This is a genomic window from Glaciecola sp. XM2, assembly GCF_018595715.1.
GTDB lineage: Bacteria > Pseudomonadota > Gammaproteobacteria > Enterobacterales > Alteromonadaceae > Glaciecola.
In genome coordinates, this window is the sequence record NZ_JAHEOJ010000020.1 from 723100 (window position 1) to 744636 (window position 21537).

17 protein-coding genes are annotated in these 21537 nt (G+C 44.9%); 10 read left to right on the forward strand and 7 right to left on the reverse strand.

Annotated features, from left to right (window positions below):
• The first annotated feature begins 14 nt into the window (after positions 1-14).
• Positions 15-1292, forward strand: a complete 1278-nt coding sequence (locus KJ365_RS07780; protein ID WP_214451049.1) for an Nramp family divalent metal transporter — start codon at positions 15-17, stop codon at positions 1290-1292.
• 306 nt (positions 1293-1598) lie between these two features.
• On the opposite strand, the gene KJ365_RS07785 is transcribed toward KJ365_RS07780, so the two are convergent.
• From KJ365_RS07785 to KJ365_RS07795, 3 genes are all read right to left on the reverse strand, one after another.
• Positions 1599-5249 (reverse strand): VCBS domain-containing protein, encoded by a 3651-nt coding sequence (locus KJ365_RS07785; protein ID WP_214451050.1) that lies wholly within the window; start codon positions 5247-5249, stop codon positions 1599-1601.
• Between the two features lie 163 nt (positions 5250-5412).
• Positions 5413-8436 carry a TonB-dependent receptor gene (locus tag KJ365_RS07790; protein ID WP_214451051.1) on the reverse strand — a complete coding sequence of 1008 codons (3024 nt, stop codon included), beginning with the start codon at positions 8434-8436 and terminating at the stop codon, positions 5413-5415.
• 233 nt (positions 8437-8669) lie between these two features.
• Positions 8670-9713: a polysaccharide lyase family 7 protein gene (locus KJ365_RS07795; RefSeq protein ID WP_250884071.1), complete on the reverse strand. Its 1044-nt coding sequence runs from the start codon at positions 9711-9713 to the stop codon at positions 8670-8672.
• Positions 9714-10269: 556 nt separating this feature from the next.
• On the opposite strand from KJ365_RS07795, the gene KJ365_RS07800 reads away from it, so the two are divergent.
• Positions 10270-11904, forward strand: a complete 1635-nt coding sequence (locus tag KJ365_RS07800; protein ID WP_214451052.1) for a polysaccharide lyase family 7 protein — start codon at positions 10270-10272, stop codon at positions 11902-11904.
• Positions 11905-11921: 17 nt separating this feature from the next.
• On the opposite strand, the gene KJ365_RS07805 is transcribed toward KJ365_RS07800, so the two are convergent.
• Complete coding sequence (locus KJ365_RS07805; protein ID WP_250884072.1) at positions 11922-13142, reverse strand: flagella assembly protein FlgT; 1221 nt, start codon at positions 13140-13142, stop codon at positions 11922-11924.
• A gap of 168 nt (positions 13143-13310) precedes the next feature.
• On the opposite strand from KJ365_RS07805, the gene KJ365_RS07810 reads away from it, so the two are divergent.
• A complete protein-coding gene (locus KJ365_RS07810; protein WP_214451053.1) occupies positions 13311-13814 on the forward strand; it encodes an LPP20 family lipoprotein in 504 nt (167 codons plus the stop codon).
• A 73-nt stretch (positions 13815-13887) separates the two neighbouring features.
• Here KJ365_RS07810 and KJ365_RS07815 read toward each other — a convergent pair whose 3' ends face one another.
• The 3 genes from KJ365_RS07815 to flgA form a co-directional block, all read right to left on the reverse strand.
• Positions 13888-14319, reverse strand: a complete 432-nt coding sequence (locus KJ365_RS07815; protein WP_214451054.1) for a flagella synthesis protein FlgN — start codon at positions 14317-14319, stop codon at positions 13888-13890.
• A gap of 12 nt (positions 14320-14331) precedes the next feature.
• Positions 14332-14658 (reverse strand): flagellar biosynthesis anti-sigma factor FlgM, encoded by a 327-nt coding sequence (gene flgM, locus KJ365_RS07820; protein WP_214451055.1) that lies wholly within the window; start codon positions 14656-14658, stop codon positions 14332-14334.
• A gap of 279 nt (positions 14659-14937) precedes the next feature.
• Positions 14938-15645, reverse strand: coding sequence for a flagellar basal body P-ring formation chaperone FlgA (gene flgA, locus KJ365_RS07825; protein ID WP_214451056.1), 708 nt, complete (start codon positions 15643-15645; stop codon positions 14938-14940).
• 129 nt (positions 15646-15774) lie between these two features.
• On the opposite strand from flgA, the gene KJ365_RS07830 reads away from it, so the two are divergent.
• From KJ365_RS07830 to flgF, 7 genes are all read left to right on the forward strand, one after another.
• A complete protein-coding gene (locus tag KJ365_RS07830; RefSeq protein WP_214451057.1) occupies positions 15775-16713 on the forward strand; it encodes a chemotaxis protein CheV in 939 nt (312 codons plus the stop codon).
• Positions 16714-17544 carry a CheR family methyltransferase gene (locus KJ365_RS07835; RefSeq protein WP_214451058.1) on the forward strand — a complete coding sequence of 277 codons (831 nt, stop codon included), beginning with the start codon at positions 16714-16716 and terminating at the stop codon, positions 17542-17544.
• 99 nt (positions 17545-17643) lie between these two features.
• Positions 17644-18063 carry a flagellar basal body rod protein FlgB gene (gene flgB, locus KJ365_RS07840; protein WP_214451059.1) on the forward strand — a complete coding sequence of 140 codons (420 nt, stop codon included), beginning with the start codon at positions 17644-17646 and terminating at the stop codon, positions 18061-18063.
• Positions 18063-18485, forward strand: coding sequence for a flagellar basal body rod protein FlgC (gene flgC / locus KJ365_RS07845; protein ID WP_214451060.1), 423 nt, complete (start codon positions 18063-18065; stop codon positions 18483-18485). Before flgB ends, flgC begins: the two co-directional genes overlap by 1 nt.
• Positions 18486-18516: 31 nt before the next feature.
• A complete protein-coding gene (locus KJ365_RS07850) occupies positions 18517-19209 on the forward strand; it encodes a flagellar hook assembly protein FlgD (protein WP_214451061.1) in 693 nt (230 codons plus the stop codon).
• 10 nt (positions 19210-19219) lie between these two features.
• Positions 19220-20605, forward strand: a complete 1386-nt coding sequence (gene flgE, locus KJ365_RS07855) for a flagellar hook protein FlgE (RefSeq protein ID WP_214451062.1) — start codon at positions 19220-19222, stop codon at positions 20603-20605.
• A 161-nt stretch (positions 20606-20766) separates the two neighbouring features.
• Complete coding sequence (gene flgF / locus KJ365_RS07860; RefSeq protein WP_214451063.1) at positions 20767-21510, forward strand: flagellar basal-body rod protein FlgF; 744 nt, start codon at positions 20767-20769, stop codon at positions 21508-21510.
• The last annotated feature ends 27 nt before the right edge of the window (positions 21511-21537 follow it).

The window sequence follows — 21537 nt, forward strand, 5'->3', positions numbered from 1 at the left end:
CACTGGAGTAGATAATGCAAAATTCCAATGCATCGCAAGGCGCAAGCTTGAAGCAAAAATTTACCAATGGATTAGCGTTGTTTTTACCCGGTATCTTTTTACTCGGATTTAACATTGGTACAGGCAGTGTGACTGCAATGGCAAAGGCAGGTGCTGACTATGGCATGTCGTTATTGTGGACGATTGTTGCGTCGTGTCTGTGTACCTTTTTTATGATTAATCTATACGGAAAATATACTCTGGTTACCGGCGAAACCGCTCTTCAAGCATTTCGTAAACATATTCACCCCGGCGTAGGGATTTTCTTTATTGTCGCGCTTACAACGGGAGTGTGTGGCAGCGTGATGGGAGTCATGGGAATCGTTGCCGATGTTAGTTTTGAATGGTCTAAGTCACTAGTAGATAGCGGCATACCCCCCTTATATTTTGCAATATTCTTTGTTGCTTTGGTGTACTACATATTCTGGCAAGGCAATACCCGCGTATTCGAGCGAAGCTTGGCGGCCATCGTTGCGATCATGTCGGCGTGCTTCTTACTCAATTTTTTTATTATGATGCCTAGCCCGAGTGCCATTTTGTCTGGTTTGCTTCCCAATATACCCGAGCAGTTGCTATCTAAAGGCAAAGACCCTTTGCTTGTGATTGCGTCGATGGTCGGTACAACGGTCTTTTCAGGCTTGTTCATAATACGTACCACCTTAGTTAAAGAGGCCGGTTGGAACTTAGCTGACTACAAGCAACAAAAACGTGATGCCATGTTTTCGGTGTTCTTGATGTTTGTTATCAGCGCATCGATTATGGCAGCTGCAGCAGGCGCCTTATTTGAAACGAATACTACGTTAACAAAAACTTCTCAGCTCATCGGGATACTAGAACCCCTTGCCGGCTCATTTGCCACCGCGCTATTTGCGTTTGGTCTTGTAGCAGCTGGCGTATCATCGCAGTTTCCAAATGTACTCATGCTGCCTTGGTTATGGTGCGATTATACTGGTCAAAAGCGTGATATGAGCTTACCGAAGTATCGTATTGTTGTGTTTTTCATCTCTCTGCTTGGCCTCGTTGTACCGCTGTTTGGTGCAAGGCCGGTTCTGGTCATGTTGGTCTCACAAACCTTCAACGCGGTTATTTTGCCTTTAACCGTTTTGTGCATTTTGTATCTAACCACTCGCAAGCACTTAATGGGAGAGCATCGAAACAACATCGCGCATAACCTAGTACTTGTTGCCATTTTATTATTCTCTTTATTCACATCTTACGTAGGTATAAGAGGCGTATTGCAACTTGTGGTGTAAGGCTTTTGAAGTTTATAAACAACGGGTTAGTTGCATTCTTAAGTTGGAAATTGCGGTAGTCAAGGCATGATCAACGATTTGGTATCGTCTTGTTCAAGATGTGGTGAGTGGATATTTTAAAAATTCATAGAATGCTATTCGATGAAACTGAGTGTGGTGTATTAACTTGATGTTGATCACGAATGCTCAATTGCAGCCTCTTATCAAAATGGCGTTAAAACGACAAAGTAATAACAATCGCGCAGACTAACAGGCAAAAAAAAGGCCTGCCCCAAAGGGCAGGCTAATTCACACTAGGGAAAAATGTTACTCAACCCCAACAACCGCCTCAGAAGTAGAAGAGTTATAAGGCGATACTGCGTTATCTGTATCAAGCGAATCATTTTCAGCATATGACTCAAAATCATCTGAAAACACCTCGGTGGTGCCAGCAGTGTCGGAGTAAATCGCTAGGTTGTCTACCGAAACAACTCCTGTGGCTTCTCTTACACCTGAATTATCGCCAAATCGTATTGCTACATGCGTCAAGCCGCCAGTTGCTGAATTATCTGGGGTAAAGCCTGTTGCTGTAAAGCGAACGCCATCTACTTCAACGGTTACCAGTGGCAACATTTCTAAATCGCCGTTAGGGTATTCCCATGTGATGACGATATTCATGAACTGGTCTAGTACAACCGTTGCCGCTGAAGTATCGACGCCGCTGGGGCTGCGAACTTCAAAGCTGTCGTCTTTTAGGCGTAAGTCCAAAATAGCACCAGCATTATTGGTAGCAGAATTAAACAGGGTAATGAATGCATCACCATTACCTAAGTCGTCATCCAGTCGTTTGATTGCAAGTTCTACGCGGCCTTGCGCTAATGGGCCAGCATCATCTAAAGCGTAACGTAACTCTCCGGTATCGCCGCTGTCGGTATCGCGAATTTCTGCAATCTTATTACCTGGTGTACCTGGACCGCCAACTTCTCCAATCGTTTCAACTGTCGCTTCTGAGGTGCTTGAGTTGTATGGTGAAGCAGGGTTGTCAGTATCAAGTGAATCACCATCTGCATAGGATTCAAAGTCATCCGAGAATACTTCAGTGGTACCCGCAGTGTCAGAGAATATAAACAGGTCATCGATTGTGAATTTGCCTGTCGCTTCACGTACGCCGCTGTTGTCGCCAAATCTAAAGGCTACATGCGTAAGACCACCCGTTGCACTGTTATCTGGCGTGAAGCCTTCGGCAACAAAACTTACGCCATCAATTTCAACAGTCACAAGTGGTAGTGTTGCTAAGTCGCCACCTGGGTATTCCCACGTAATAACAACATCCATGAACTCATCAAGTAGTACCGTTGCCGCTGAGGTATCAACACCGCTTGGGCTGCGCACTTCAAAGCTGTCATCTTTTATGCGTAAGTCCAAAATGGCACCAGCATTATTGGTAGCAGAATTAAACAGGGTAATAAATGCATCACCATTACCCAGATCATCATCTAAGCGTTTAACCGACACCTCGACTCTACCTTGAGCCAGTGGGCCGTCGTCGCCGAGTGCGTATCGTAACTCTCCAGTATCACTATCTAAGGTATCAACAATAACGGCTACGTTGTTTGCGCCAGTTGGAAGGCCGCCTACACCGGTAATCGTAATCACAAGTTCAGCTGTGGTTCCATCAAAAGATTCGATGATAAAGGTATCGGTTTCACGTTCGCCGCTTATCAGTGCTGCAATCACAGCGTTACTCGTATCAAGGTCGTAGGTCCAAGCGCCGTCTTCGTCTATCGATAGTGTGCCAAATGTACCGGTTAAGGTAGAAGCAACAATCACCGCCTCACCTTCGTTAGGGTCAATTACGCTCACTGAGCCGGTTAAGAGTTCGGTAGTGTCGCTTGAAACGGCAGCACCTAGGTCGAAAAAGACTGCTGGGATTTGTTCTTCTTCTCCGTCGCCTACATCAAACACAGTCACTTCTGAATAAATCGCAAGACTGTATAAGCTGCCTACGCCATCAAGAGTTTCGCCAACGCCGTAGCTTTCAAAGTCATCTTCAAATACCACTTCAGTACCCGCAGTATCAGAAGTTACGACAATGTTATCCACAAAATAAGAGCCAAAAGGAATGGTTCTGTCGTTATCACCAAATCTAAATTGGATAGCTCTAATGCCGTCAACAAACCATTGGTCTAAATCTGTAAAATCAGAGTCAACGACCGCTGCGGTAGAGAACGAACCACCACCGATTACTTCACCATCAATGGTTACCGTGATTTGCTCATTTGCGTCTAAATCCCATGTAATTTCCACATCGTAAAACTGATTTTCAGTAAATGGTGCGGTAATAATGTTGCCGGGATAATCAGGACTGTCGGTGTTACGCACTAAGAATCTAGGCGCTATAACATTGCCATCTGCGTCGGTTTGCTCGCCTTGAATACGCAAATCGATGAGAGACTCGCTAGAGCTACCTGACGAACCATACAGCGTGATGTAGGCATCTTTGTTATTACCATCACTGCCAAGGGCCACGTCTTTGGAAAAAGAAGCGCTAAGCTTACCTTGGCGCAAATTATCTACACTAAAACGAATTTCGCCGGTGTCATTGCCGATATCAGAGATTTTTGCCACCTGCGTTAACGCAGCAACACGAATGTTAATCTCAGCTGTTGTGCCATCAACCGACGCGATGGTAACGATATCATTGACAGAGTTTCCAACCTCAAGACTAGACACAGTCTCGTTAGTTAAATCAACGCTGTACGACCAGCTGCCGTCATCGTCAATGCTAAATGTTCCAAAATCGAGTGCGACATCGCTTTGAGGGACGATTGCATCTTCATCAAAGTTAGGGTCGATAACGGTGACTTGTCCGTTAAATGGCTGATCAAAAGTGTTTTGAACGGTGACGCTTAGGTCTCCGCCAATGATGGCAGTGACCGGAGCGTTGTTGTATCCCACGGCTGAACCGATAGCGTCAAGCAAGGCAACGTCAACGTCCATTGCGACCATTGATGTGGTTTGCAGGTTTAGCTGCGCGGTTTCAAATACATCTAATGTTTCTTCAGAAAATGAACCGTCTGCTAAGTCTGCTGCGACATCACTTAAAATGGCGGCGATATCTCTATCTGAATCGTCGGCATCCACTTGGGATAGTAGCGCTAAAACTGAACCGTAACGGTCAGCATCTGCTGCACCTTGCGCGCCAAGTGCAATGACGCCTACATTGGTTGGAGCCGTTTGTGTGGTGTCAAAACGAATACCAAAGCGTTCGTTGATCGCACTAGCTGCATCTGCAAAACCACCTAAATCACTGCCAGCGGCTTGCACGGCCATTTCTGTTAAAGGCGATATCACATAAGACGGAGCAGGGGAATCAGCGTCTCCTTCAACAACCTCAACTACCGAGCGCAACACCGGAGCGTCTAAAATTTCGCCAGTAGATTCATCTATGTACGTGCCGCCGGCGCATGAAATAAGACCCGCGCCTTCAAAGTTCACGTTGGTAAAAGTGACACCACCAGTAGCATCAGAAACCGCGGATGCTTGACCAGGAGTAAGTGCAAAACCGCCTTCGCCAATTTCAAAGATATTACAGGTGGCGCCTTCAATCGGCCCCTTCACAACGCTAGCGCTTACGCTCAAGGTTGGCAAAATCGTCGGTGTAGATGCGCCTACACCTTCGGTAAAGCCTGCTTGGTCTGTATAACGTGCTGAGACGGTAATTACCGTGCCTTCATCAGCCTCAGTGATTGTATAGCTTGTGCCTGTTGCGCCTGTGGACCATGCATAAACAAGCGTGTCTTCTCGAATTCCATCTGCATCAGTCACCGATGCAACAAGTTGACCACCTGCAACAAAATCGCTTCCCGTAATAGTAATTACGCCGCGATTATTGCCTTCTACTTCTCCGTTGTCACCGCTTCCACAGCCAACCAAGGCTGTCGCGAGGGCAACGAGTATGAGTGATTTTTTGAACATGCTTTCTACTCCTGAAAGTTTCACTTTATTAAGTGTTAGCAGCCACCTATTTGCTCTATTTTTATTATGCTTATGGTGACTGTATGTGTACTTTTAGCCGCTAGCCATCTGGCTAGCGGCGGTCATCTATGTCTTAGCGCTTTTTAAAAAACGCTGAGGTGGTTTAATATTTAAAGCTAATGCCTGCAAACAAACGCGGTCCGTAGTCACTAACCTGTCCGAGATTACCTTGGACAAAGAAGTCATCAGAACGTGGTGCGCTTAACAAGTTAATCGCCTCGAATTTCACACGTATGTTTTTATTAACTCGGTAAGAAACGCGAGCTTCCCAAACACCTACTTCATCAACAAAGCGAAGTCTTGTGCCGTTGCTTGTAAAGGGTTGAAAGTACTCACTTCTATACTTGTAAATTAACGCAGCATCAAACTCACCAATTTGGTAATAAAGTTGACCACTAAAAACATGCTCTGAAAAGCCGGGTACTGCGCCAGGTGGAATAATGCCTTCGGTGAGCTGCGTCGTCACCCCGTCCAAATCAGTAACAAAGGTGTCGCCGTAAAGGCTATCTTCAAACTCAAAGTTGGTGTCGGCGTAGTTGTAGCCTATTTTCACACCAAGACCATTATCCCAGCGGTAGGCGATGGATGCCTCTAAGCCTACTAAGTCACTTTTCTCATCGGTAGTGACGGAGTTAGTAATAGGCAATGCAATATCTACGCCCTCAATATTGAAGTTTTCAAGCACTGTTTGTTGCTGAAAGCCGCCATTGAACTGTTTGTAGTAAAAACCAAGGGCAAGAATTGAATCTTCATTGGGATACCATTCAAATGCGGCGTCGTAGTTCCATGACATCAGAGGCTGTGTATCAGGGTTGCCTGAACCGTTGATCCCGACCAATAAATCTTCAATAGATTCAGGCGCTTCATCATCATCGATTTGGAAGGTTCTGCTAAAGCTAAGGTTAGACGGGTTCGCTCGAGACATGCCTCGGTAGATAGCTGCTCTTAAGAGGATATCGTCTGAGTAATCGACGACTAAATTGAAACTCGGTAATACTTCAGTGTAATCGCCGCCGCCAACAATTCGTTCAATTGTGTCGTTAGACACTAAACTGAATATGCCTAGCTCATTTTGCAATACATCGAAGCCTTGTCTAAAGCCGATTGATGTGACTTCACTGCTCACTACGCGGACACCAAAGTTACCCCTAATGAACTTGCCCCACATTTCAGTATCGAAATTGGCCATAACGTAAGCTGATTGGGTTTTTTCGGTCACGTCAATCGTGCCTGCGTTTTCATATTCTAGCTCAGGATAAGCAAACTCCCCCCCTTGAGAGGCAACGAGCGCTTGAGAGAAACACACGTTGTCATAAGTTGCCCAAGAAGAGCCGGTGCCAGAAGAGACGACATTGCCTCTGTCGTCGATGTTCGTTATAAGATCGCCGTCTGAAACGTTAGACAAAAACCCTGATTCTGGGAAGTCTATCTGACAACCTTGCAGCACATCAGTGGCGGAAGCAACGCCTTCGTTTAAGAGAAACTCATTTCTTGATCCGTTGCCCTGATTACCACCAAATTGCAAGAAAGTAAGCTCAGATACACGCAAGCCAGCTTGAATGCTTGAGAAAATATCGTGCTCTAACGCGTAATCAAAATCTAAGCGCGCACCTATTATTTCGTTTTCGCGAGCGTTTTCACGATCGATGCGAGTGCGCAAGCTATCAGTGAAGTTGTTAATGTCTGTGACATCAAAATCAGTCACCGTGAAATTAGGAATATAGTCGCCTAATTCCCAAGATAAGAGCGGGCGGTTAGCAGTTCTCCCGCGGTTAGATATTTGTAACTCTTCTCGTTTGGTTTGAGAGTAAGAGAAATCAGCGTTGATGGTTAATGCATCATTGAAGAAGTGTTCGATTTGTATGCCACCGCCACGATAGTTCTCTTCCCTTGAGAACTGTTCCCCGGCTGATTCAATGCGCTCTTCACCTGCCCATTGTAAAATCCCGCCAACATCATTGGTTACTAGGCTTTGGCCGGTAACACCCGGCGTTGCGCGTTTTTGTAAAAATATCAAATCGTGTCGAGCTTCCGCTTGGGTGCGGTCTGAAATCTGCGCGTCCAAATTAATGTCCCAAGCGTCTGTTGGGCGAAATTGCAGGCCTAAGAAAAGTGCATCGCGCTCGTCTGATGTTTCGTTTTGACGGAAACTGCGACTAGAGCCTGTCCATGCGTAAGGTGTACCCGCACTTTCGGCTCGGCCCGTAGTCGGATCTATTCTCGTCTGATATCCTCGGTTACCTGGGTCTTCGCAATCGCCAGCAACGCTCTTAAAAAAGCCTTCATTGGTGTTTGTAGGATCATTTAAACATGCCCATAAAGACGAACCAGTAGGACTCGAACTCCGATATTCGCCCTCTGGTTGAGAGATGTCCTGACGTTGCCATCCAACCGTTACGCCTATGGCCTGACCGTTATCAAATTCAAATTGGTCAACATAGCTAAGGGTACCGCGATAACCTAAATCACCATGCAGTGAGTTTTCAACGCTGCCCTCGTCGGGATTATAGTTTGCTTTTACTTCTGCTTGAAAACGTTGCTTGCCGAAATCTAATGGCTTGAGGGTTTCTAGTGTAATAACGCCGGCAACACCGCCTTCTATCATTGAGGCATCTTGCGTTTTATATATAGCGACCTTTTTCATCAATTCAGAGGGAAACTGAGAGAAGTTAACTGAACGGTCACCGGTTCCGTTAGTCGCCTCGCGCCCGTTAATATGAGTTGCACTTAAAAATGGTCCTAAACCACGTATGGTGATTTCAGTTGCGCCGCCATTTTCACGGTGGGACGCTGCGCCGGTGATGGATTCTAATGCTTCACCTATAGAGAGTGCTGGCAAGTCGCCAATGTCTTCAGCAGATAAACCGTCTACAACGGTGGTTGATTCACGTTTTATCGCAATTTGGTCTTGGATCGTTCTACGAGTTCCTGAAACTTCAACGACTTCTACGTTGGTGTCAGGGTTGGCGGTTGTTTCAGTCTGCGGCTCTTGAGCGGAAGCAGAGAAAGAGAATGAGCTAGCGACGCTGGCAATAACTGCAAGCTTAACCAACTTTGCAACAGGTGAGAGTGTAAATGTTTCATGTTGCTTAAGTGACTCTTTGTATTTCCCTGATATCGACGGCATATCGAGTTCTCCGTTTTGTGTGGTGCGAGTATGCACTTGCAATTCGCTTGTTATATAGATGTAACTATTTTGTTATTAATAATATACTGAAATAAAACCAAGGCATCAACCAAAAAGTTAACCAAACTTTAATAAAGTTTATTACCAAAAGTAATTACCAAGATTGTGGTGCGTGAATTACTTTGTGAGCCTCGTGAGCCTCGTGAGCATTGAGGCTCAATGCTAGCGTAAATTTAATATCTGTATCCTTGGTGCGTGTTATGAAGGTGATAAAAAGTGGCCTGCACAAAATCACCGTCCACACCGCCATTGTTTTGATTGTATACACCGGCTTTGAAATACATGAACTGATTGCCAGAGCTGTAACCGCTGTCTTTCATGTCATAATATTTCGTGATATTTGGTTTGTCCTCTCTGATAAGAGTGACAAACAAAACCTCATTTTCAACGGTGATTTTGTAGGAAAACTTTTCATTTAAAGCAATCCCGTCTTCTGGGTCTGACAATGTGTGCGAGCGCGATCCAATGATGTTTATCCAAACATCGTCGCCGCCGTTAATTTCATGGGCAAAGTAAATAGCGCCTTTAGTATTGCCAGGTAACTTTCGGTAATAGAGACGAATTGGCTCGTCATCGGTTGCGTGAATTTGACCAATGATAACTCTGCCAACCATCTTTTCATCACCACTGACCGATACTCGGTTAACCGCCAGTGTCGCCTCCAGTGAGCCTTCTATTCCGCCCGCCTTGCGCTTGACAGCACCGTGTGCGCCGGCAAACACCCAATTGTTTTCAGTGATGCCACGCACTTTAATGTTGTTGTCTCCTCTGCGCAGCATTTCGCGCAGTTCAGTTCTGGCATATTTGGTGTTTTTTGATGTTTTGGCACCAACATTAGGAGATGCGAATACCAATCCGCCATCCTCCGCGGTATAGAACAAAGGTTTTAGCTCAAAGCCTTCACTCAAGGCCTTTTCGTAAATGGTGTCGGCTCGTTTATCTTTGTTGAGATCTGTAGGTAGGGTCAGCGACCAATCCAGCAAGTCAAAATTCTCTCCCGGTGTTTTGTTTGGATCTAAGTTTGTCAAGTCGCCTAATAAGACTCCTTCGCTGAGAGCTTGATGAGGATTGGAGATAGGGGGTTCATCTTGTGCCGCTTGTGCTAAAGGTAGGAGGTTTGCTACAAATAATCCTAATGCTAAGGGCATTAAAAATGCCGAGCTTTTATCAAGTAAACGGCTTGCATGGAGAGCGTTGAGAGCTGAGAGGCGCTTCATATTATTGATCCCTATAATCGACGTGTGTTTTCTCAATGGATAACAAGCAATTCCCCTTTATAGATGAAAAGAAGCGTGTCTTCATTTCGAGTATAAATTGCATGATCCTGTCCGCGCTATTTTACGAATTGAGAATGTCTTAAAAACGCAAATGTAACCAATATGTAACTACATTGTCAACCAATATGGCGTTTGTGACCTTACCATGGTGCGGCGTTTGACGGTGTTTTGAGTCATATCGATTGAGTTACAATAAGCTCAGTAAAACTAGCCGTATGTTCTGTATGAGTTACATATTGATTTGTAAATTACTTATATTTATCAAGTGATGTCTTTATTTTACTGAGCTTCAACGCAGGCGCCTTCACTGTAATACGGTTCTGCTTTCAAACTTTTTATATGCTATTCACTTTTATTCAATAAATTACACTTGTTAACATATTGACAATGTTTGCCTTACAATTTAACTTCGCATTTCTACTTTTTGGTAAGGGTAATTTTTATATATTGTTCTGTCCAATTTTTTACGGGTGTTTTGTTTAGAGGATATTGTGTGATGCGTAGTGTTATTGTTTTGTCATTGTTATGCCTTTTAGTTGCATGCGGCGGCTCTTCTTCAGGTCCAGAAAACCCAGTCACACCGCCTGTTACGCCCGTTGCACCGCCACCTGCGCCAACACCAACACCGCCAACACCTCCAACACCAACACCGCCAACACCAACACCGCCAACACCAACACCGCCAACACCGCCTGCGCCAACACCGACACCACAGCCTCCAGTTGTTTCCGATCCTATTTTTCCGCCAGACTTATCCGTTACAAGTTGTTCGGGGAAGGACTTTCTGAATGTACTAAGCGCTCAAAGCGATGCATTGACAGAAACCGGTTTTGAGGCTCAAAAGGCGATTGATAACAGTTTGTTAGAAGAAAATAGCTGGCAGCCGAGTGAAGATGGTGCACAAATTACCCTCGATTTAGGGTATCGCCATTTAGTCAAAGAGATTGGTACGGCATGGTTTAATGGTGATGAAAGTCGAAGCAGTTTTGACATCTTGGTATCTGAAAATGGTGCGACATATACGCAACTGCTAACTAACGAGACGAGCAGTGGACACACCAAGCAATTTGAGCGATTTGAAGTTACCAACTCCGTTGCTAGATTTGTTCGTTTGGTGGCTAATACAAATAGCGAGAGTTTACCTATCGTGCTGAGTGAAATCGCAGTTTTCGGCTGTCCTTTAGATGTAGCTGTTGCGCCCATAGAAACGCAAAGTGTCGATATATCACAGTATAATCTCGACCCGAACGCACCTCCTGGGGAGAATTTCGACTTGCTCACATGGGCCCTTGATACGCCGCGTACCGATCCTGATGATGGTTTTGCGTTGCGTGCCAGTGAAAGAGATTTGGATAACGGCTTTGAAGATGACGACTTTTTTTATACCGCTGACGATGGTGGTATGGTCTTCGTAGCAACTATTTTTGGCGCAACCACCTCAGCAAATACACGCTTTACCCGAAGTGAATTGCGCGAAATGTTACGACGCGGAAACACGGGAATCAGCACGCAAGGCGTTAACAGAAATAATTGGATTTTAGGTTATCAGCCAGACCCTGGGCGACCGGTAGGTGGTAGAGGTGGTTTACTGCAAGCTACGCTTAAAGTAGACAAAGTCACAGTGGGAGGCAGTCAATCACATACGGGGCGGGTGGTCATTGGGCAAATTCATGCAGATGACGATGAGCCGATTCGTTTGTACTTCAAAAAGTTTCCGAATAACGATCGTGGTTATTTATATTTTGCACATGAGATAAAAAATGGGGACGATATCTGGAAGATGGTGCTTGGACCTCCCCATACCAATGAAGATAACCAGCCAATATATACCAGTAACCCAGAGCAAGGTATTGCCTTAGGTGAGATATTTTCTTACGAGATTGATCAGCAGGGCGCTCGAATCGACGTGATTATTCGTCGCGGGGATTTGAACGGTCCTATCATCGCGCATCAGTATGTGGATATGATTGAAGAAAATAGCGGTTACGATGTAGTAGAAGAGTGGAACTACTTTAAAGCCGGCGCATACTCGCAAAACAACACCGGTGAAAGCGGTGATGCAAATGGTGTCGGCTCTGATTTTGACCAAGTCACGTTTTACTATCTACAAAATACTCATGGGCCTCAGTAATTTAAGAGGCCCCAATTTCACTGCCGTGCTACATAATCGTTAGGTTGCACATTACCTAAGTAACTATTGTCTGCCGGTGCAATGGTAGCGGTGCTGGCAAATACCTGTTTGACTACCATGGTGGTAGGGTGGAGCACGAACTGTTTATATTGCTGGCCAAAGGTATCACTGATTTGCTTCACGTTGAACAGCGTTAGGGTATCGCCAGCTTGCACCTTGTGGTTACGTCCAAGGTTAATTTGCGCTTGATTATTTGCCACTGCAAGTACCCGTCCCATGGTGGGTTCACAAAGAGCGTTTTCTTCTAAATCAGCAATGCTTGTGCGTATTTGTCTGACAATATTTTGTCCATACAAACTTTTCCAAAACGCCTGAGAGCCTACATCTACTTGCGCGGTTAAGGCAAAGTCCCAAGGCGCTTGCGAGCGATAGGTTTGTTGAAACAATTGCTCGCCGGTGGCACCGTTGATTAAACCAAGAGTGTAATCAAATGCCCGCATGTATTGGTCGCCTTTATAAAAGGTGAGTGCTGAGCCTCGCTGCTTTTGCACTGATATATCATCTAAAGTCACGGTGAGCACATATTGCGCATTTGTCTTATTAGCAAGAGACGCAGCTTGCAAGGGAAGATTGGCGCGATGCCATTCAAACACATAGGGCTCAATATGAGAGAGGTTTAGCCCCGGCGTCATTTTGTTCATGATCCCTTGAAATTTAAGGGCCACTTCTTTTCCTAATTTGTGAACTTGCCCATTAGCGGCTTGACCTTCATAACGAATGGGAAAGTAGGTAGTAGCAATACGCTTAGTGTAATCGGCTGCTGAGCATTTGCTGTCTTGTGCAAATATGTCGGCTCGAATCGACACGCTTACGATGCCATTTTGGTAAACTTCATCAATCAATTCAACGGAGGATACCTCACCCATGGCACGAACCTCGAGCTGGTCGTCGAGTAAAAGACCATTGGCGATCTGCTGTACGCTAGTGACCGATGCGCCTGCAAACAATAAAGCTTGTTTAATGGCTTCTTGAGTTGCCTGTTGGCGAGCAGTTTGTTTATCGCCATTAATCACCACCGCCTGACCTGTGGCTGAAAACCAAGCGCTCATGCTAGGCATACTCACAATAAACAATGCAATGATAAAAGCAGGTCGGGTAAGGGACGACAACATATTCAACATATCTAACTCCAGTAAAAACCATCGATGTAAAATACCGATACACTGTTGTTGGCACATACATCTTTCTAGCAATTTACAATCAAGTTACATGCCAGTTATGCTGAATAATCAAATGTTTTGAATAAAAACGAGCGCTTAGATATTTTAGTGTTTCTTGGCGCAGTGGCATAAGGTTTGCTTTGTTTATCGTCAATCAATAGCGATAAATGAAGTTGAGGAATGTGAATGCTAGCTAATGAGCGAAAAACATCACAAAGATTGAAAAAATTCTCTCGTACATGCCTTTGTGTAGTGGGTTTAAGCCTTGGCCTAAGTGCTTGCCAATCACCCTTTACCAAGCACGTTGAATGGGAAACCATTGAGCCTGAGAACTATCCTATACTCAATGCTGTGGGATATGCGCCGATTGACGCACAATTAGGTTTAGACTTATCCAGTAAAAGACTACAAGCGATGAAAGCGTCTAAGTTAGATGCATATCGAGAGCTCGCTGAACAAGTGTATGGACAAAAAGTTGACGGCGAACAATCGCTAGCCAATCTAGTGTTGACTAACAATCAACTGCAAACGTCGGTCGAGGGTGTTATTCGAGGTGCTCGGGTTGTTAAAACCTATCCGGTAGGCGATGACACGTACGCAACAGAGCTTCAGTTAGATATGGCCATTGTGTATGACCTGTATCTAGCGACAGCAAAACCACAGAAGATTCGTAAAGTAAGCTATTACTAAACGCAAAGTATCCGACCATAAAAAAACGCATCTCAAGGATGCGTTTTTTTGTAGAGTAATGTCATTGTTTTATTTAGGCGCTGATACCTTTTCCTGGACTCTCACCGGTGGTGCGTCCGGCTCTGTCGTAGGTCATTGATTCTTTCGCACGCAGCTCCATCATCATATTGCGCAAATGGACTAAGCGAAGCTGACCATGCTCAACCGACTTGGCATTTATCTGTGTGAGGTACTTACATTCATTAAGCACTTTTTTACAGTCGTCTAATAGCGCAGTGCAGGTCTCCGGAATTTCCGATTGTTGTGCCACACGTTCATACATTATTTCGACTGCTTGGTCTTGCGATTCAATATCCGCAAGTAAGACTTCTTTTTCTTGAAGCAGCTGCATCAACGTCTCTGGCTCTCGTGAACTTATTAAATGAAGCTCTTGTTCGAGCAAAATCTTTAATTCGCTTAAAAGTGACAGCTGTTTGTTAATCGCATTCTCAAGACTAGTCGTCATACAATTACCTATTTATGATTTCACGCCCAAAATCTGGGATTCAAGCACCGCTATTTTATTAGCGAGCACTTCTGGGTTAACTCGGTACTCACCACTTGTGATTGCTTTTTTCAAGCGCTCAACTTTTTCTTGGTTGACCGGCGCTTCACTTCCTTTTTTCTGCACATTCGCAAGTTGCTGTGCAGATTGAGTAAGTGAAACAGAATCTTGTTTCGCAGGCGCACTTTGTGTCGCTGCTTGATCCGCTGCTTTCGATGACTGCGCTTGCGCCTGCTGCTGGCCTAGCTTCGTCGCATCTAGTTGCGCTTTGTTTCCATTGTTTATGTTATTTACTGACATAATGTTTAACCACCATAAAATTACCTCTACACCTATCTATCGGCCGCACTTTGACTTTCTTTAGTGCTAATGCTGACATTTTTTTGTCACTATGCTTAATAGTAGCAGTTTCTTGACAATTTACGAGTCACCGAAACCTTAGATAAAAACATATTTACTTAAAAACACTCGTTAAAACATTTATTTACGTATCATTGGCGCACTGTGAGGTGTCATAAAGCCAACGCAAAACATCATGCATGATTACCAATTAGCAACTCTTATACCAAGTTATTAAATTTAAATCTTAATTTGTACTTCATCGGTGCCTGCCACGGTGGCAAACACCCGTTTATCACTGGACATATTGCGCACTTGTATGGTCTCACCAAGCGTACCGTCTTGCTCGGCAATACCGTATACCTGAATGCTTAATCCGCCGGTAACAGCGCTAATCGTAACGCGGTCCCCTTTGCATACAAAGCACAGCATAGACGCATTTAGTATGCTGCCTTCACGAACGCGGCGTTTAATCCTTGCACCCACTATTTCCTCAACGCTTAAAAAACTACTGCCTCTTATTTTGCTCTTATCTATATCGGCCACAGCGATATTTCTTGAGTTGAGTAACGCGCCTGGGCTTAATGCTTGGGTACTTACTACAACTTGCTGCAAGCTTTGAATCGCAACGTGAGAAAATAAAAACCAATTATTGCTAGGGCATGAGATTTTGACAGAAACATTACTCAGGCGGACATCATAATTAGGACTTTCAAACGCAAACCCCTCTGGACAGATTGGTATTTGAATACGAGGGTCAATATCTCGCACATTAATTTGTGTGTTTTCGTCAGGGTTATTCAAAAGTGAATAGCGCACAAACTCAGCGGTTTGCGCCTTGATGATATCGCGTTGGTCAGTTTGAGCGGTTGCATACAAACTGACTAAAAATAAAGTAAAGACTATGCTTACTTTGGTCGATAACGAGATATGTGTCATGTATCGCATGTTTGACTTCCTGCTTGTTAAGTCTGTTCTGGGAACACCAACATCGTCATTTTATTGTCGATGCCCACCAGAAAAGGGTCGTTATATGCTAGATACGCAACTATCGTGCCGAACTATATCGGGGGATTCATGTCAGGAATTTTAGATTCAGTCAACCAGCGTACGCAACTGGTCGGACAAAATCGTTTAGAGCTTTTACTCTTTCGATTAAACTCGCGTCAGCGTTTTGGTATTAACGTGTTTAAAGTGCGTGAAGTATTGCAGTGTCCGCCATTAACATCTATCCCTAAACTTAATCGGCTAGTGCGCGGAGTCGCGCACATTCGCGGTCAAACTATTTCAGTTATCGACTTGTCGATGGCCACCGGTGGTGCGCCTATTGAGGATGTGTCGACTGGGTTTATTATCATTGCTGAATACAATCGCTCGGTACAAGGGTTTTTAGTAGGCTCTGTCGAGCGTATTATTAATACCAATTGGGATGCGATTATGCCGCCACCAAAAGGCACCGGCAAAGCCAGCTTCCTCACCGCGGTTACCGAGGTCGACGATGAGCTTATCGAGATTTTGGACGTTGAAAAAATCTTGAATGAAATCTCGCCGCTCTCAACTGACGTGTCTGACGAAATCGCCAACAACGTTGATGTATCTAAAAGCGACGGTAAGATAATCTTTATTGCCGACGACTCTTCAGTGGCAAGAAATCAGGTTAAAAAGGCCCTAACAACCCTTGGTCTAGAAATAGAGATGGCAAAGAATGGCTTTGAAGCGCTGCAACGATTAAAAGAAATCGCTGCAGAGACGGGTGATGTCACCGACAAGGTAGGTGTTCTTGTATCTGATATAGAAATGCCAGAAATGGATGGATACACGCTTACCGCAGAAATTAAAAATACGCCTGAGCTTTCGAGACTGCACGTTATTCTGCATACCTCATTAAGCGGTGTTTTTAACCAAGCAATGGTTTCTAAAGTCGGTGCTGATGACTTTATCGCGAAATTTCACCCCGATGAGTTAGCCACTGCAGTACAAAAATGGCTACAAACAGACTTAAAAGGCAAACAATAAGTGACAATTGCGCTAAGTGAGGCGCGCTATGCTGAGTTTGCACGTTTTTTGGCACAGCGCCTTGGTATTACACTCGGTGAGAACAAACAATACTTAGTTAAAAGTAGGCTTGTAATTGCTATGCGCGAATTTGACTCGACCGATATTAATAGCTTTATCGGCACGGTGACCTCGGGCAGAAATGCCGAGCTGACAAACCGCGCGTTAGAATCGATGACCACAAATGAAACGTTTTGGTTTAGAGATGAATACCCCTATCAGATTCTCAACGACACTTTGTTGCCGGCCTTAGCGAATCATAACAAGAAGCTACGTATATGGAGCAGTGCTTGTTCTTATGGGCAAGAGCCATATTCGATTGCCATGATCATTCATCAATACATGCAGAAGCATCCTGGTGCTTTTAAACATGGCGTCCAAATTATTGCCAGTGACATATCACAAAAAGTATTAACTGAGGCACAAAAAGGCAGCTACGATGAGTTGGCCATTGCACGAGGTTTGCCTGCGGCAATGCAACAAAAGTACTTTACTAAAGGCACAGGCAAACGCCTTGAAGTCGTTGACTATATTCGCAATATGGTAACCTTTAAACGCATCAATTTGATGGACAACTTTGCCTCTCTTGGCGAATTTGACGTTATATTTTGTCGCAACGTATTGATTTATTTCGACAACGAGATGAAGGCAAACATACTGCAAAAACTTACCGCTTTATTGCCAGTTGACGGTGCTCTTATATTAGGGGCAGCTGAGTCAATCTCTGGTGCACAGCATGTTCTACAAATGCAAAAATGTCCTCGAGGCCTTTACTACGCTCGGCGCGCTTAACCCCTCCCACTTTCTTTTTCTATAAATTTTCCAACTTCATATTGTTTTGGCATAGCATTTGCTCTTACCTGAGCAAGACAACAACTCAGGTATTTGTTTATGGCCATTAACTTAGACCGCTTAGCAGGATTTCATCACAATGCGCTTAAAGTTCGCGCAGATAAGATGGAAGTAATAGCAGGAAATTTAGCAAATGCTAATACACCTGGATATAAAGCAAGAGACATAGATTTTCAAAGTGCGATGACGCGCGCAATGAAAGATTCTCAAGCATCTCAAGGGGGGCCATCGTCAATGGTTCGCACCCACGAGAAGCATATACAGAGCGGGAAAACAACGCAGTTCGACGTAGATTTTAGAATCCCAGACCAACCTGATACGGGTGACGGTAATACGGTGGATGTGCAACAAGAAAGAAACGCATTTTTGGAAAACGGCATGCGATATGAAGCCAGTTTGATGTTATTGAACGGCAAGTTTAGCGGAATGAAAAAAGCACTTAGTAGCGGAGGTCAATAATGAGCCTATTTAGAGTAATGGATATTTCAAGCACTGGCATGGCGGCAGAAAATGTCCGCTTGAATACCACCGCGAGTAATATTGCCAACGCCAACAGCGTTAGCAGCAGCTACGAAGATACATATCGTGCTCGTCATCCGGTCTTTGCCGCCGCCTTACAACAAGCGTCAGCGGATCAATCAAAGGGCGTTGGGGTAGAGGTTAAAGGCATTGTCGAGAGCCAAAAACCGCTTCAAATTCAATATGAACCAGGCAATCCCATGGCGGATGAAAATGGTTACATATACAAATCAAACGTGAATATTGTGCAAGAAATGGCGGATATGATGTCAGCGTCAAAAGGATATGAGACCAATGTTCAAGTAGCAGATACGACTAAACGAATTTTTCGCCGAGTCTTACAGCTTGGTCAAGGGCAGTAAGCAGCATAGCTGCCATTAAGAGGATATTCTTATGAATGTATTAGAACAACAGGGCCTTAATCGAAACTTGTTCTGGAACACAGAGCCAGAAGTACCGGTTTCAGACGGGACCGAACAAACGCTCAAGCAGGAAGACTTTTTCGCCTTGCTAACTGAGCAACTGGCTAACCAAGACCCAACTAAGCCGGTAGATAATGACCAGATGGTGGCGCAGATGACATCGTTTACAACGGCCGACGGTATTTCACAGTTAAACGAACAGTTCAGTAGCTTTGCCGCTTCTATGACCTCAAACCAAGCACTTCAGGCGTCGGGCTTAATCGGTCAGCAAGTTTTGGTGTCGGGTAATATTGGCTACAAAGACAGCGCTGATGCTGGCATCACTGGGGTCATTATTAACGAGCAGACCTCGCAAGAAACGCAAATTAATATACTTAACGGCGCCGGAGAAGTGGTGCGCACGATGGAAGTTGGCACACAAGCTGCCGGCAACATCCAATTTACTTGGGATGGTACCGACAACCGCGGCAATCCTTTGCCGCCTGGTGACTATGCTGTCCAAGCCCAAGGAAACGTATTTGGCGAGGCAACCGCCTTGCCTACAGCAATTAACAGACACGTTGACAGTGTGAGCTTAACCGGCTCGGGTCAGGGTGTGGTTCTTAATTTAGATGGTGATGTCAGCATTAGATTAGACGACGTCATTCAAATCGGTAATTCATAGGAGAAAGTAAATGTCTTTTAATATCGCATTAAGTGGTGTATCTGCGTCACAAAGAGATTTAGACACAACGGCAAACAACATCGCAAACGTTAATACCGTGGGATTCAAAGAGTCGCGTGCTGAGTTTGGCGACGTGTATGCCGCCTCATTATTATCGTCAGGCAGAACAAAAGTCGGTGACGGTGTATTGACGCAAGAGGTTTCTCAACAATTTTCTCAAGGCTCATTAAGTTTTACCAATAACGCATTAGACATGGCCATCACCGGAAACGGTTTTTTCGCCACCGTACCTGACTTAACGTCGAGAGACTTCTCCTTTACACGCGCTGGCCAATTTAAACTAGACAACAACAACTTTGTGGTTAATTCAGCCGGTGATAACTTATTGGGCTTCCCAGTTAACCCAGACGGTACCTCAGCATCTGTGGCGTTAAGTACTACCGTGCCTGTGCGCATTCCAGATTCGTCAGGCTCTCCGCAGTCAACTTCTGAAGTGGATTTGCGTTTTAACTTACCGGCAGGTGATCAAGTTAAAGATCCCGCGGAATTTGACCCAACAGACCCGTTAACTTATAACGCAGCGACGTCTGTCACCGTATATGACTCCCTAGGTGACAGCCACGTTATGACTTATTACTTTATTAAGGACAGCGACCCAACTGCGGTAAATGAATGGTATGTTGCAGCCGCGGTTGATGATCAATTGGTAGATATTACCAACTCTGACGGTTCAAATGCAGACCCTTCGACGGCAGTAAACTCATTAGGTACCGCGTCAGGTAACGCGGTAACAGCGGCAAAAATGCGGTTTAGTGACGGTGGTGACTTTATCGGCCTAGAGTCTGCAGATGGTCAGCCGCAGCTCGACCGTAAGATTGTAACTGAAGCACTTGGTGGCACGATCCTTTCTAATGGCTCAGACGCCACGCAGCAAATCGCGATAGACTTTAATCTAGATCCAACAGGCGCAAATCCAAATGAGCCAACTCAGTTTGCATCGGCATTTGAAGTGACATCTCTTGAGCAAGATGGTTTGCCAGTAGGTCGACTGACAGGTATTGATATTTCACCCGATGGTTTGGTCCGAGCAACGTTTTCAAACGGTACATCAGAGCCGATAGTACGTGTTGCTCTAGTAAGATTTGCAAATGAGCAGGGTCTAACACAGCAAAGTGGTACGCAGTGGAAAGAGAGTATTCTTTCTGGTGAGGCGCTAGCAGGTGAGGCAACCACCGGTACCTTTGGTGACATTAACTCATCGGCCCTTGAGCAAGCCAACGTAAATTTGACTACGGAGTTGATTGACATGATTATCGCGCAGCGGAATTTCCAGGCAAATTCACGAGCACTTGAAGTCAATAATCAGCTTAATCAGACCATACTGAACATTCGATAGTCCCTCGTCGCTATTGAACTTCTTGGCTGACACCTAAAAAGGGTCAGCCAAGTAATACCCACATTAGCTTTACCTTCTTTATACGCATCAACTAAGACACTTGGCACTTTTATTGCTTTACCTTAACTAAGGTCAATTTTTGACATCTTAAGGTAAGTGGAATGGACAAGTTACTCTACATTGCAGCAAGCGGCGCCAATCAAGACTTGATGGCCACTAGCTTGCGCGCCAACAATCTGGCGAATGCACAAACTAACGGTTTTAAAGCGCAGCTCGAACAGGCAAGAGCAATGCCGGCTTTCGGCGAAGGTTTGCCGTCTCGTGTGTTCAGCATGACCGAGAGTCCTACAAATGACTACGAAAGCGGCCCAATGATCACGACCGATCGCCCATTAGATGTGGCGGTTCAGGGGAATGGTTGGTTTAGTGTTCAAACGCCAGAGGGCGAAGAGGCATTGACCCGCAACGGCAACTTTACTATGTCGGCAGACGGCGCTTTGCAAGATTCCAAAGGTAATTTGGTCATGGGACAAGCGGGTCCTATATTTCTACCGATACCTATTCAAAACATCACCATTGGTAACGATGGCCGCATTTCTACTCGCCTGCAGGGTGCACCTGAGAGCGCTATTGAAGAAGTGGGTCGTCTTAAGCTAGCCAACCCAGAATTAGATCAAATCAAGCGTCGCACCGATGGCTTGTTTGATCTCAAAGACGGTGGATTCATTGAGCAAGACCTCAACGTAAGCGTGCGCTCCGGCATGCTTGAGGGCTCAAATGTGAATGCCGTTGATGAAATGGTGCAAATGATTTCACTGCAGCGTCATTACGAAATGCAGGTCAAGTTAATGAACAAAGCGGATCAACTTTCGATGCGCGGCAACATGTTACTTAGAATTATTTAACCGCGAATAAACTTCGCTTAAGGTACT